A 13151-nucleotide genomic window follows, 5' to 3' on the forward strand; every position below is an offset into this window, starting at 1 on the left:
CTCCCCGAGGCATGGTCATGAACGAGATTCGATTCCCCAGCACGAAGGCGAAACGTCCTCTCGGGGCCGCGCTCGCCCTCGGCTTCGCGGTTACGCTCGTCGCGGAGGGCGCGTCCGCCGTTCCCACGAAAAACTGCTTCGACTCCGTCGAGCGACCCAAGGTCGTCTACGTCGCCGGATCGAGCGCCGTGAGCGGCTTCCTCGGCGTCATCCAGGGGATCCTCACGGCCGAGGGGTCGCCGTACACCATCGTGTATCAGTCGCAAGGCTCCTGCACAGGCGTCTCGGCCGTCTATTCCGAGGACCCCGCCTCGCGGCTCATCAAGGACATCCCGGCCGCCGGCGGCAAACCCGCGAACTATGCCCGGTTCTACAACGCCGACGGCACGACCGAGGAGTGTTTCCTCGATCCGGCTGGCAATCCCGTCGACGTCGGCGTCTCCGACGTGTACGCCGGCACGTGCGATTTTGCCATGGCGCCGTCCGGCGTGCAGATCGCCGACTATCAGGGCCCCATCCAGCCGATGACGTTCGTGGTTCCGGCGCTCTCGACGCAAAAAGTCATCAGCGCCGAGGCGGCGTACATGATCTTCGGCACGGGTGGCCACATGGGCGCCGCCGCGCCGTGGACGGACCCCACCTATTTCTTCGTGCGCAATGCGAGCTCCGGCACGCAGCAGATGATCGCGCGCGCGATCCACGTGCCCGCCGACAAATGGTGGGGCAAGGATCGCGGTGGATCGAGCGCCGTCCGCGATGGGCTGAAGATCCTGCTCGACGCGTCCCTCGCCGAGCAGGCGATCGGCATCCTCTCGACGGACGTCGCGGACGACGCCCGCGCCGATCTTCGGGTCCTCGCGTTCAAGGCGTTCGGGCAGAGCTGCGGGTATTACCCCGACTCCACGCCGTTCCTCTTCGACAAGCGGAACGTGCGCGACGGCCATTACCCGATCTGGGGGCCTCTCCATTTCTACACCCGCGTCAGCGCGGGGATTCCGACGGAGCAGGCGGGCGCGCTCGTGACCCGCTTCGCCGCGCCCAAGCTCTCGAACGCGCTCGTCGAGGCGATCACGAAGAAGCACCTCGTCCCCAAATGCGCGATGCGCGTCGACCGGTCCACGGAGATGGGCCCGCTGAAGACGTACACGACCGACTCGCGCTGCGATTGTTTCTTCGAGCAGATCGTCAACGGGAAGACGACCTGCCAGGCCTGCACGCAGTCCTCGGAGTGCCCTTCGAGCGCGCCCGCCTGCAGCTACGGGTATTGCGAAGCGCCGTGATTGCCCGCGCTCGGCGCGGTCACCAGGGATTCTGGCCGTCGCCGAGCGAGCGCTTTTTCCCCGTCGTCGTGGCTGTCGGCGCGGCCGCATTGAAGGGATCCCCATCACCGAGCTTCCGCTTGGCGCGGGTGCTCGTCGCGGCGGGGGCGGGCGACGGCGGCGGGGTGGGGGTCGCCGCCGGTTCTTCGGGCGCATCGTCGCTCGCCGTCGTATGGCTTGCTTGCGCCGCGCCGCTCTTCGGCTCCAGCACGAGCTCGAGCTTCGCGTCCTTGTCGAAGGTGACGATCTGCGCGGCCGATCGATGATCCCGCGCCTCCGCGTGGACACGGTGGCTGGCTCCATCCGCGGGGAATTTGCCGGTGAAGGGGTTCGTCGGCAGGTGCGCGCCGTCGAGAAAGAGGTCCGCTTGCGCCGGGATGGCGCGCACTTTGATCTCCACCATCGCCGTCCCCTCGGGCGTGGTCGTCGGGGAGGCGGCAGCCGTTGCGACAGGCGCGGCCGACGGGGCCGGCTGCAGGGCCGATTCTGTTTGCGTGGCCTCGGCCGACGACGGCGCCGCATGCGGGCCGGGCGTCCCCGATTTCAGGTAGACGAAGGCGCCCATCGCCGCGGCGAGGACGATCGCGGCGCCAAGGATCATGCTCCCTCGGTTCGACGCCGGGGCCGCCGCGACCTGCATCGTCGCTTCGTGCCCCTGCGATGGCAGGGCCCCGGGGGGCAAGCTGTTCGTGCCTGGAATGTGCGCGTTTGATCCCGTCAGGCTCTTCGGATTCGAGCCCGAGCCGTTCAAGCTGTGGCGCCCGGAGCCTCCGAGGTTCGGGATGCTCAGCGAATCGGGCGCCGCGTCGGGCGGGCCCGCGACGTCGGGGATCGCCAGCCGCTCCCCCGATTGTTGCGCTTTCAGCTTGCTGATCTGCTGGTCGATCACCTTGCGGATGTCGGCCCGTTTGTCCCCGAACGCGGTCGTCACGTAGCGGCCCACGTCCTCGCTCGACGCGCGGAGCCGAGCCTGCTCCAGACACGCGAGGATGTCCGCGCGCATCTCGGCCGCTGTGGCGTACCGCTCGGCCGGATCCCGGGCCATCGCTTTGGCGCAGATCCGATCGATCTCCTCGGGCGCGTTTGGATTCACGTCGAGCACGCGGGGGTACTCTCCCGTCGCGAGCCTGTGGAGCACCTCGATGTCCGAGGCCTTGTCCCAGAGCTTGCGGCCCGCGGCGATTTCCCAAAGCACGATGCCGAGCACGAAGATGTCGGCGCGCCGATCGAGCGGCTTGCAACGCGCCTGCTCGGGCGCCATGTAGGCGACTTTGCCCTTGACGATGCCGGTGCGTGTCTCCCCCGAGCGCACGTCGGATTTCGCAATGCCGAAGTCGAGGATCTTCGTGTGCCCGTCGTAGGTCACGAGGACGTTGTGCGGGCTCGCGTCGCGATGGACGATGTGGAGGGGCGTGCCGTCGTAGTCGGTGAGCTCGTGCGCGTAATGCAGCCCTGCGAGCGCGTCCGCCACGATACGGAACAAAAGCCCGGGCGGCGGCGGGTCTTTTTTCGCGCGGCTGATGATGCGGTTGAACGGCTGGCCTTCGAGGTACTCCATGGCCATGAAGTATTCCCCGTCGGACTCGCTCACCTCGTACGTCTGGACGACGTTCGGGTGGCTCAGCCGCGCCGCGAGGCGGGCCTCGTCGAGGAACATCTCGACGTGATCGGGATCCTCGACGTAATCGCGCCGGAGCCGCTTCACGACCTGCAGCTTGTTGAATCCAGCCGGGCCGGGGACGACCGCGAGGTACACGTCCGCCATTCCGCCGTGACCGAGGCTCGCGATGAACCTGTACTTGCCTAGGCTCGAATCGCCGTCGTGATGGGACAGGGGCGGGGCAGCAGACACGGCCCACATGATCCGCTCCTTGCCGTGACGAAGCAAGGACGATTCCGTGGCGCGCGTTTTTCTCCGCGTCGGTTCACCGACAACCGTAATGAACCTCGCGTGTCACACAATCGTAACGAGACCGTCGGCAACCTGAAACGCGCGTATGCGTCACGCAATCGTGACAGGCTCCACGCCACGCCGAAACGGAGACGCGTCACCCTCGCGCGCGCTCGTTCCGAGCGGGACGAACCAAGCGAGGTGCTGCGAATGAAACGAAAGATCACGGGAGCCGGGCCGCGTCATCTCCTCACGCTCGCGGGCGCCGGTGCGCTGCTCGCCGCAGCGCTCGGGGCTTGTGGGAGCGACGGGAAGAACGGCGCGGAGGGTCGAGACGGCGTCGACGGGCAGGACGGGACGCAAGGGCCGCAAGGGGAGCCGGGGTCACAAGGCCCGCAAGGAGAGCCCGGCGCGCCCGGGGAACCCGGGTCGCAAGGAGAGCCCGGCGCGCCCGGGGAGCCAGGGTCCCAAGGGCCGAGCGGGGAGGCGGGCATCAAGTGGCCCGATCCTTCGCGGCCGCTCTCGGGAATGATCGCGCTCTCGTTCCTGGATGATCTCGGGACGGGCGCGGCGGATCTCGGAGCGTACGTGCGGACGCGGGTGGATCAGGTCGCGAAGGGCGCGTTGCCGCCCGGCGTGCAGTTCCCGCTGGCCAATGTGGCGACCGACAGCGTGCGCGCGATCGCGGGCCTCTCGGGGAACGTGGTCGTGGCCTGGCTCGATCCGCTCACGTTCGATCAGAGCCACGCGGCGCCGCGGTTTGGCGCGAACAATGATTACGTCGCGTTCTTCGGGGACGGCTGGAGCGACGTCGCCGGCGCGGCGCCGCAATGGAACGGCAGCGGGGCCTCCGGCTGGATGTGGGTCAACCACGAATACATCTCGAACAACGCCCCGACGGCGACGACGGCGCCGGTGGGGCAACACCTGACGCTCGCGACGTACCTCCGTTCGATGGATGTGCTCGTGAACGACGTCACCTCGAACGAATGGTCGGAGGCGAGCCGCGCGACGTACGTGCAGGAGTCGAAGCGGCAAAACGGCGGTTCGTGGTTCCACGTGGTGCAGGATCCGGCGTCCGGCGAATGGGAGGTCGATCGCGGGGCGAAGGCCGTGCGGTACGATTCGACGAGCCGCACGCTCCTGCACCTCACGGGCATCAAGACGGCGGCGGAGGATCACGACGATCAGGGCAATGCATTGCCGCCCGGCGTCGTCAGCGGGATCATGGGGGATTGCTCCGGAGGACAAACGCCCTGGGGCACGGTGATCACGGCGGAGGAGAACGTCCAAGATTATTACGGCGACCTCGAGTCCTTCTGGACCAGCGAGCAGAAGCTCGTCCTCGGGGCCGGCGCCGATCCCGGCGGGCCGATCACGTTCGACACGAAGGTGAGCCCGACGAGCGAATATGGACTGTCCCCGGATCCGCTGACGCACCACGCGCGGGATCTGTATGGGTACCTCGTGGAGATCGATCCGGGGCAGCCGGAAGGCGAATACGAGGGGAAGACCACGAAAGGCGTGGGGCACAAGAAGATCGGCGCGATGGGCAGGGCGCGATGGGAGAACGCGACGTTCGCGGTCGACGCGCAGTGGAAGCTCGTGCCGAACCAGCGCGTTGTCGTCTACGCCGGGGACGATCGGCGGAGCGGCCGCATTTTCAAGTGGGTCTCGAAGGACCCGTACACGGCCGGGATGACGAAGGCGGACTCGCGCGCGCTGCTCGACGAGGGATCACTTTACGTCGCGCATTTCGCGGGCCTCGACAACACGACCGGCGTCACGATGCTCGCCACGGGGCAGGCGCCGACGGAGGCGCAGCCGGGGACGGGGCAATGGATCCACCTGAGCACCACGAGCACGACGGTCGCGCCGAACGCCGCCGCGCTCGGCGAGCCCGGCAAGACGGTGGGCGCCGCGCTGATGGATATGGACTTCAATGGCCTCGGCGGCTTCCTGAGCGACGACGACGTGCGCCGCGCGCTCTTCACGGCCTGCGCGAAGGTCGGCATCATGGAGCTGAACCGCCCCGAGGACGTCGAGTACAACCCGAGAGATCCGAGCGGCACGCCCCGGCTTTACGTGGCGTTCACGAACCACGGCCGCAAGACGCAGCTCGATCAGCAAGGCAAGCTCATTGCTCCGGCCGAGCACGACGTGACGTCGCCGAAGCGCCCCGACGCGGTCGGAAACATCTTCGCGTTCCAGGAAGCCAATGCAGCCGATCCGGGCGCGTCGATGTCCTTCACGTTTTTCCGTGCATGGGCAGGGACGAAGGCCGCGGGGCCGTACGACGCGGCCAACCCCGACAACCTCGTCATCGATCGGGACGGCGGCGTCTGGTTCGGCACGGATGGGAACTTCGGCACGAACAAGACGTCCGACGCCGTTTATTTCCTCGACCTCGATCCGGCGCACGCGGCGGGGCAACCCGGGATCGTCTCGGCGACGTTCGGCAAGGCATTCCGCGTCCTCGCCGTGCCGAGTGACGCAGAGGCCACCGGTCCGGCGCTCGGGCCGGACATGCGTACGCTTTTCGTGAGCGTGCAGCATCCCGGCGAGAGCGTGTGGAGCGTCTGGCCGAACGGAGGTTGAGCCCATGAAGAGGACGCACGAAGTTCGCCCGGGATCGTGGCTCGCCGCAGCGCTCGCGTTTTCCCTCGTGGCGGCTTCGTGCGGCCGCCGCGAGGAGCGCGGCGCCGAGGCCGGATACGACCCGCTCGCGCGCGCCCGCGAGGCGGCGGGGCGCGTGAGGAACCCCGAGGCCTCGGTGCCGCCGCTTTGTTATACCAAGACCAACGGTACCTCGAATCCCTGCTGGGTCTGCCACACGAGCGCCCACGGCCCGAACACGCGCGCGGACTGGGATCTCCAGGTGGAGTATTCGTTCTCCGAGACGGCCCTGAAGAACCATTACGAGAATCTGTTCGTCGACCGAAGGGCCGACATGGCGGCCCTCTCGGACGAGGAGATCCTCCGGTACGTCCGTGAGGACAACTATGGCCCGCTCCGGCGCGCGCTCGCCGGGGCGCCAGGGTTCGAGGGGTACGTGCCAGATCTCGACCTCGAACGTGGCTTCGACGAGCAGGGATTCGCGAAGGACGGGAGCGGGTATCGCGCTGTGCGGTACAAGCCTTTTCCCGGCGCATTCTGGCCGACGAACGGGAGCTCCGACGACGTCTTCCTCCGCTTGCCCGAGGCCTTCCGCAAGGACACGCAGGGCGCCGCGTCCCGCGCGATCTACACGCTCAACCTGTCGCTACTCGAAGCCGCGATCACGTCCGATCCCGATGCCCCGCCGGATCGGATCGATCGCAGGATCGAGCCCGTCGACGAGCGCCTGCTCGGGTTCGATCTCGACGGCGACGGGACATTTGCGCCGGGCGTCACGCGCGTGCGGCGTTTGCCAAAGACCTACGCCGGGGGCGCGTCGAGCGTCCCCCTCGAGCGTGGGCTTTACCCACGCGGCGTCGAGTTTCTGCATTCGGTCCGTTACCTGGATCCCGACGCGCCCGGGTTCGCCGCGCGGCGAATGAAAGAGCTACGATATGCGCGAAAGGTGCTCTCCCCCGATCGATGGGCGCTCCTGCGGGCGCAGGAGAAAGAGCTGGACGAAAAGGACGAGGGGCTCCTGCCGGTGTATACGGGATCGGCGATGGGCGGGCTGCGGAATGCCTTTGGCTGGCAGCTCCAGGGGTTCATCGAGGACGAAGCTGGGCGGCTGCGGCTCTCGACGGACGAGGAGCATCGCTTTTGCATGGGCTGCCATTCGAGCCTGGGCGTGACGGTCGATCAAACGTTCTCGTTCGCCCGCAAGGTGCCCGGTGAAGCGGGGTGGCGCATGCAAGACATTCGAGACATGCCCGACGTCCCGCAGCTTGGCCACACGGAGCCCGAGGTGCTCGTGTACCTCCGGCGCGTCGGCGGCGGCGACGAACTCCGGGCAAACGATGAAATGACGGCGCGATTTTTCGCGGGCGGCGCGCTCGCCGAGGCCGAGGTGCGGCGCGCGGCGCCCGGCGGCGATCGGGATCTCGCGTTCCTCCTCTTCCCGTCCCGCGCGCGGGCGCTCGCCCTCGACAAGGCCTATCGCGTGCTGGTGCGCGGGCAGCGCTTCGATCTCGGCCGAGATGCGCTGCCCACGCCCGCCGTGAACGTGCATGCCACCATCACGAACGGGTCGACGGGGCTCGAAGCGGCGAATCGGGTGTACAGGGACGGCCGATTGCGGCTCGATTGGGGGGCGACGGCCACGAGCGCGAGGTAGGACCACGGCGAGCCCCATGCAAAAGGGTATCGCCTCCCGGGGGCTTGCGATACCCTGCCGGCGGTGGACCTCCCGCAGACGCTCCACGTGCTTCATACCTCGCCGGCGCTCACCGTCGTGGATTTCACGTGTGCCTGCGGTCCCCGGCATGCGTCCCCGGAGGAGGCCTCCGCGAGCACGGACTTCGCCTTCGTTCGGCGGGGCAGTTTTCTCAAGGAGAGCGAGGGCCGGAGCCTCTGGGTCGACCCGCACCGGGTGCTCTTCCACAACACCGGCGAGGTGGGCCGGGTGCGGCACCTCGTCGACGGGGGCGATCGCTGCACGATCTTTCGCCTTTCGGAAGATCTGACGCGTGAGGTGGTCGCGTCGCACGACGCCGCCGGCGCCGATCGGCTCACACGTCCTTTCACCCGGCCCGAGGCGCCGGCCGACAGCCGCACCTATCTGCTCCACCATCTGCTCGTGGCGGAGCTCGAACAGGGGCCCGGCGAGCCGCTGCGTATTCAGGAGCGGACGCTGGATTTGCTCGACGCGGCGTTAGGCGCGGCCCGAGGCAGCGCGCTCCGCCCGCGTCCCCGCGACGCGGCCACGCAGCGCCGTCATCGCGACCTGGTCCAAGGCGCGGCGGAGCTGCTGTCGCGCAACCTCGCGGACCCTCCGGACCTGGCACAGATGGGCCAGGCGCTGGACAGCTCACCGTTTCACCTGCATCGGGTCTTCCGGGCGAGCACGGGCCTGCCGGTGCACCGTTATCTGCTGAGCCTGCGCCTGCGCACGGCGCTGGAGCGCCTGGTCGGCGGGGCGCGGGATTTGACGGCGCTGGCCCTGGATCTCGGCTTCTCGGACCACAGCCACTTCACGAACGCCTTTCGCCGCGAATTCGGGTGCAGCCCCTCCGCCGTGCGGCGCCTCCCTTGGCCCACGTCGGCGCGCAAGATCCTGCAAGTCCGCACGCCGACGGAGATCTAGAGTCCTCGGTGTCGAGAGGAGGATCCATGATTGGTGGCATCAAGCGTGTGCAGGTGAGGGCGGGTTCGGAGGCCGATTTCGAGGCGGCACACCGAGCCTTGGTGGCGCAGGTGAAAGCCCATGAGCCGGGCACGCTCAGCTACGAGCTGTTCCGGGATGGCGCCCCGGGGCGTTACGTGGTCCTCGATTGTTATCGAGACGGCGAGGCCCTGGCCGCCCACAACGTCTCTCCTCACGGAGCGATCTGGTTTCCTCGGATGCGGGCGATGCTGGAGCGGATCGACGTGAGTTATTTCCCGGGCCATGCGCCGGGCGAGACGCAGTACACCGCGCTTTCCTTGACGCGCGCGCCGTGGGAGAAGGCGTTCCGTCTGGCCGCGGACCTTCGCCTCCTGCCTCGCTGGGCCACGCGTTTCTGTCAGGAGCTCCGCGAGGAGGGAGAGACGTTTGTCGTGCGCTCTCCGCAGGGAGACGTGCGGCTCCGCTACGAGGCAGACGCCGCCGCGCGCGTGATCTGGCATTGCATAGATGCAGGCGGCGGAGAGCTGCGTATGCCCATGCGCGTGTTGCCGCACGGCCCCGGGAGTCTGCTTTTGTTCACCATCCAGCAGCCGGCCGGGTGCTCCGACGCGGCCTTCCACGAGCAGATCGGATGGGTGGATCAGGAGATCGGTCAGCTCCGGGAGCTGGTCGAGGCGCCATAACGTCCTGGAACGGACGGACGATGCACGGGCCGCGCTTGCACCGGTTTGTCTGGGACTGTGTTATCCCGCAGGAGGCGGTCCGAACCAAGTGGTGAGCGCGTCCGCGAGCCCCACCTGGGTTCGGTCTCCCACCCAGGCCACATATCCGTCGGGCCGCACCAAAACGGAGGTGGGAGCCGGGACCGCCCCGATGGCCGGAAGCTCCCACGTGCCCGCGTATTGGGCGTCGAACACCTGAACGCGCTCCGCCCATGGAGGGAGCTCGAAGCCGCCGGGCTCCCCGAGGTTGAGGAGCACCGGCCGGGCATCGTGCAGCAGGGTGAAGACCCGCCGCGGGCCGTCGGCGGTGATCAGGTCGAGATCGGGCATGCGGCGTCCGAGCAGCGGGTGCCCCTCGCCGAGGTCGTAATGAACGTCCAGGCCAGACATCTCCGCGGCGAGTCGTCTGCGAGGCTCGGCCATGCTGAGGAGCGTGGAAACGTAGTCGCCCAGGGCCTTCGTGCGGTCGTCCGTTCGACGAAGCGCGACCTGCGCCATGGTGGCGCGTAATGCGCGGGCAGCGACCGGGTGGCGCTCGGCGTGATAGGTATCGAGCAGGCTTTCTGGGGAGGTCCGCTTGACCACCTGGGCGAGCTTCCATCCCAGGTTCACCGCGTCCTGCACGCCGATGTTGAGGCCTTGTCCGCCCACCGGGGGATGCACGTGCGCGGCGTCGCCGGCCAGCAGGACGCGTTTGTCGCGGTATGTGGCCGCCTGACGCGTCATATCGGTGAACCGCGAGATCCAGGTGGGACTGTGGATCCCATAGTCGGTCCCGTAGACGGCGATCAGCGCTTCACGGACATCACGCAGGGTCGGTTCGCTGGCGGGTCCTACCTGCGCTTCGGTCAGCACGGCCCGCATCCGCCGCCCATCCTCCAGCTTGCCGAGCCCATGGGTACCAAGGGCGTCGTGGCGGAAGCCCCATGCCGGCTCCTCGGACACCTCGACCTCGGCAATCAACCAGCTCGTCGTCGGATCCCAGCCGGGGAACGTGATGCCGGCTGCTTTGCGGATCAGACTACGTCCTCCGTCGCACCCGACGAGATATTTTCCTCGCAGCGAGGTGCCGTCGGACAGCTCGACGTCGACGCCGGTGTCGTCCTGCGCGAACCCCGTCACTTCACGGCCGCGATGGATCGGCACGGAAAGCTCGTCGACCCAGCCGGCCAGGATGCGCTCGATGTGGTTCTGCCACAGCCCGAGCACGTAGTTGTGTCGGGAGGGAACGTCGCTGATGTCCAGAGGAACGTGGAAGTGCACGACCGGATGCACCTGTCCCTGCGAGAGGAACCGGTCGGCGATGCCGCGCTGATCGAGGATCTCGATCGTGCGTGCGTGCAGACCACCCGCGCGCGAGCCGACGAGGTCCTGGCTCGCGCGCCGCTCGACAATGGCAACGTCGACGCCCGCCAACGAAAGCTCGCCCGCCAACATCAGCCCTGTCGGACCTCCTCCGGCGATCACCACCGCATGCTCGGTCCTTGCCACCATGTCGCTCCTCCCATTCTTGAAGGTTCTGGCCTCGGCCAGAGGGTCTGGCCTCGGTCAGCGACTCTACGGTACGACCCGGGTCTTGCTGCAAGCCCATCGATGCGTTATACGCTGGGCGTGGCAATGAGGAGGGACGCTCCTCGCACGTGTCCGTTTGGACGGACAAACCTTTCGTGAAGCGACGAGCGCGGCGCGCAACGCGTGGCAGGGCGGGTCCGTCGCTGCTCCGCTGCACCTGCTGCTGGGGCGCTCGTGTGTGTGGTTCGTCGCACCGAACAAAAAACGCAAAAGCGCCCCTCCCTCTCCGTCTCTAGGGCGAGCGCCGGTGGCCCGACGGTCCCGGCGACACCGTGGAGGAGAACAGGGATGCGCAAGCTCGTGGTTGTCATGGCGCTGCTGGCGGTGGCCGGCTGCAATTCGAACAAGGGTGAGGACGCCGCCGCCAAGCCGGCCGGCTCGGGCGCGGCGGCGGCGAAGGGCGCGGCCGAGGCGCCGAAGGGGGGCGAGGCCAAGGGCGACCTCGCGGACGTGGAGCTCGCCTCGATGCCCCTCAAGATCAAGGTTCGGCCGGGCGGCATGGGCGCCATGGACATGAGCCTCGACGAGCAGCACAAGAGCGCCACCGTGGACATCGGCGACGGGGCCTCGCTCAACGTCAGCGAGGCCAAGGAAGACTTCGCGGCCCTGAAGAAGGGCTTCGAGGGCGACACCGCGCTCTTTCCCTTCAAGAAGTGGGCGAAGGAGGGCCCGAACATGGCCATCGTCCAGTTCGAGAACGCGGGCAAGACGGGGTACATCGGCTTCGTGCTGAAGGAGATCGGCGGCAAGAAGTACGTCTGCAAGACGACCGGCTTGGACGGGGTTCCTTCGGTCGAGGTCGCGGAGAAGAACCTCAAGCCCTGCGAGACCCTCGCGGCCAAGTGAGGCGGCCGCGGCCCGGAAGGGCGCGCCGCTCGCAGCAGGCGGGTCGTGAGGATGGCGGCCGTGTCGTCCGAAAGGGTCGACGCGGCCGCGACCGAGCAGGCGGGGCATGCGCGGAGCCGCATCTTTCTAAGGAGCATCGAATGTCATTCGAAGGGTTGTGTGCTGTTCTCGGAGGTCTCCTGCTCGCCACCGCCGCGGGGTGCGCGGCCGGCCATGCGGGTCAAGATCCGTCGGGTGGTGGCTCGGATAGCGCTGGCGGGGCCGGCGGGGCCGGCGGCTCCGGCGGCGGTCAAGGGGGCGGCGGAAGCGGCGGTGGCGGAGGATCCCTGGGCCACGCGCTGCCGCCGCTGCCGCTTCACACCGAGGGGCGCTGGATCCTCGACGCCTCCGGGGAGCGATTCAAGTTCGCCGCGGTGAACTGGTACGGCGCCGAGGAGATGGACTACGTCCCCGCCGGCCTCGAGATCGCGGAGATCGGCGCCATCGCCGCGCGCATCCGCGCGCTCGGCTTCAACGCCGTCCGGCTCCCGTGGTCGAACGAAATGGTCGATCTGAACCCGGTCGTCGGCGACGCGGTCGTCAGCGCCAACCCGAAGCTCAAGGGCAAGACCGCGCTCGAGGTGTTCGACGCCGTGATCGACGCGCTCGCGTACGAAGGGCTCGTCGTCCTCCTCGACAACCACGTGAGCGAGGCCGACTGGTGCTGCAGCGATACCGATCAAAATGGCCTCTGGTACACGTCGAAATACCCGGAGGCGACGTGGCTGAAGCACTGGGAGGCCCTCGCGAAGCGCTACGCGACGCAGCCGGCGGTCGTCGCGGCGGACCTTCGGAATGAGCCGCGGCCGGTGCTCGAAGCCGGCTGCCAGGCCTGCACGCAGTGCCCCTGCGGGAGCTGCGGCTGCGTGACGCCCGTGTGGGGCGGGGGTGATCTCGCCACCGACTGGCACGGGGCGGCCACCCGCGGGGGAAACGCCGTGCTGAAGGAGAACCCGAACCTGCTCATCGTCGTGGAGGGGCTCAACTATGCGTCCGACCTCGGGGGGCCGTATACGTTGCCCGTCACGCTCGACGTCCCGGGTCGGGTCGTCTACTCGGCGCACGACTATGCCTGGTTTCACACGGGGCTCAGCGATTATCAAGCGCTCAAGACGGAGCTCGGCAACAAGTGGGGTTATCTCCTCACGCAGGGGCAGCCCTTCACCGCGCCCGTGCTCGTCGGCGAGTTCGGCACCTGCCACAACGCGGCCACGTGCGTGAGCGACGCGACGGGGCAAGGGTTCTGGTTCTCGGCGCTCCGAACGTATCTGAGTGAGGCGGACATCGACTGGGCGTATTGGGCGGTGAACGGGACGCAGGCGCGCGGCACCGGCCGGGTCTTCGGCGCGGAGGAGACCTACGGGATCCTGGACACGAAATGGGAGGCTCCGGCGTCGGAGCCGCTGCTCTCGTCGCTGCAAGCGCTGCAGGCGGTGACGCAGAAGCCGTAGCTGCGGCAGCGAGCGACCTCCTCGACACGTCGAGGGGAGGCGATGGGACCG

Annotated in this window: 9 protein-coding genes; 7 read left to right on the forward strand and 2 right to left on the reverse strand. The window is 68.2% G+C overall.

The features are described from left to right. Positions 1 to 17 precede the first annotated feature (17 nt). Complete coding sequence (locus QHF89_RS31740) at positions 18 to 1280, forward strand: hypothetical protein (protein ID WP_136969540.1); 1263 nt, start codon at positions 18 to 20, stop codon at positions 1278 to 1280. Between the two features lie 19 nt (positions 1281 to 1299). Here QHF89_RS31740 and QHF89_RS31745 read toward each other — a convergent pair whose 3' ends face one another. Further along, entirely contained in the window at positions 1300 to 3180 is a 1881-nt protein-coding gene (locus QHF89_RS31745; RefSeq protein ID WP_136969539.1) for a serine/threonine protein kinase, read from the reverse strand. A 240-nt stretch (positions 3181 to 3420) separates the two neighbouring features. On the opposite strand from QHF89_RS31745, the gene QHF89_RS31750 reads away from it, so the two are divergent. The 4 genes from QHF89_RS31750 (at position 3421) to QHF89_RS31765 (ending at position 9153) form a co-directional block, all read left to right on the forward strand. Next, a complete protein-coding gene (locus QHF89_RS31750) occupies positions 3421 to 5808 on the forward strand; it encodes an alkaline phosphatase PhoX (RefSeq protein ID WP_136969538.1) in 2388 nt (795 codons plus the stop codon). A gap of 4 nt (positions 5809 to 5812) precedes the next feature. Further along, entirely contained in the window at positions 5813 to 7480 is a 1668-nt protein-coding gene (locus tag QHF89_RS31755) for a hypothetical protein (protein ID WP_136969537.1), read from the forward strand. Positions 7481 to 7543: 63 nt separating this feature from the next. After that, a complete protein-coding gene (locus QHF89_RS31760; protein WP_136969536.1) occupies positions 7544 to 8449 on the forward strand; it encodes a helix-turn-helix transcriptional regulator in 906 nt (301 codons plus the stop codon). Between the two features lie 26 nt (positions 8450 to 8475). After that, complete coding sequence (locus QHF89_RS31765; RefSeq protein ID WP_136969535.1) at positions 8476 to 9153, forward strand: putative quinol monooxygenase; 678 nt, start codon at positions 8476 to 8478, stop codon at positions 9151 to 9153. A 60-nt stretch (positions 9154 to 9213) separates the two neighbouring features. On the opposite strand, the gene QHF89_RS31770 is transcribed toward QHF89_RS31765, so the two are convergent. After that, entirely contained in the window at positions 9214 to 10686 is a 1473-nt protein-coding gene (locus tag QHF89_RS31770) for an FAD-dependent monooxygenase (protein ID WP_136969534.1), read from the reverse strand. A gap of 366 nt (positions 10687 to 11052) precedes the next feature. Here QHF89_RS31770 and QHF89_RS31775 point away from each other — a divergent pair, with 366 nt between their 5' ends. Together QHF89_RS31775 and QHF89_RS31780 are read left to right on the forward strand one after the other, a co-directional pair. Further along, complete coding sequence (locus QHF89_RS31775; protein WP_136969533.1) at positions 11053 to 11610, forward strand: hypothetical protein; 558 nt, start codon at positions 11053 to 11055, stop codon at positions 11608 to 11610. A gap of 140 nt (positions 11611 to 11750) precedes the next feature. Further along, complete coding sequence (locus QHF89_RS31780; RefSeq protein ID WP_284721168.1) at positions 11751 to 13100, forward strand: glycoside hydrolase family 5 protein; 1350 nt, start codon at positions 11751 to 11753, stop codon at positions 13098 to 13100. Positions 13101 to 13151 lie beyond the last annotated feature (51 nt).

The sequence above is a fragment of the Polyangium sorediatum genome (assembly GCF_029946465.1).
In the GTDB taxonomy this organism is placed as follows: domain Bacteria; phylum Myxococcota_A; class Polyangia; order Polyangiales; family Polyangiaceae; genus Polyangium; species Polyangium fumosum.

Coding starts and splice junctions, on each gene's coding strand:
- QHF89_RS31745 (WP_136969539.1), bottom strand. CDS start 3,180: ATGTGGGCCGTGTCTGCTGCCCCGCCCCTGTCCCATCACGACGGCGAT.
- QHF89_RS31775 (WP_136969533.1), top strand. CDS start 11,053: ATGCGCAAGCTCGTGGTTGTCATGGCGCTGCTGGCGGTGGCCGGCTGC.
- QHF89_RS31770 (WP_136969534.1), bottom strand. CDS start 10,686: ATGGTGGCAAGGACCGAGCATGCGGTGGTGATCGCCGGAGGAGGTCCG.
- QHF89_RS31750 (WP_136969538.1), top strand. CDS start 3,421: ATGAAACGAAAGATCACGGGAGCCGGGCCGCGTCATCTCCTCACGCTC.
- QHF89_RS31780 (WP_284721168.1), top strand. CDS start 11,751: ATGTCATTCGAAGGGTTGTGTGCTGTTCTCGGAGGTCTCCTGCTCGCC.
- QHF89_RS31740 (WP_136969540.1), top strand. CDS start 18: ATGAACGAGATTCGATTCCCCAGCACGAAGGCGAAACGTCCTCTCGGG.
- QHF89_RS31765 (WP_136969535.1), top strand. CDS start 8,476: ATGATTGGTGGCATCAAGCGTGTGCAGGTGAGGGCGGGTTCGGAGGCC.
- QHF89_RS31755 (WP_136969537.1), top strand. CDS start 5,813: ATGAAGAGGACGCACGAAGTTCGCCCGGGATCGTGGCTCGCCGCAGCG.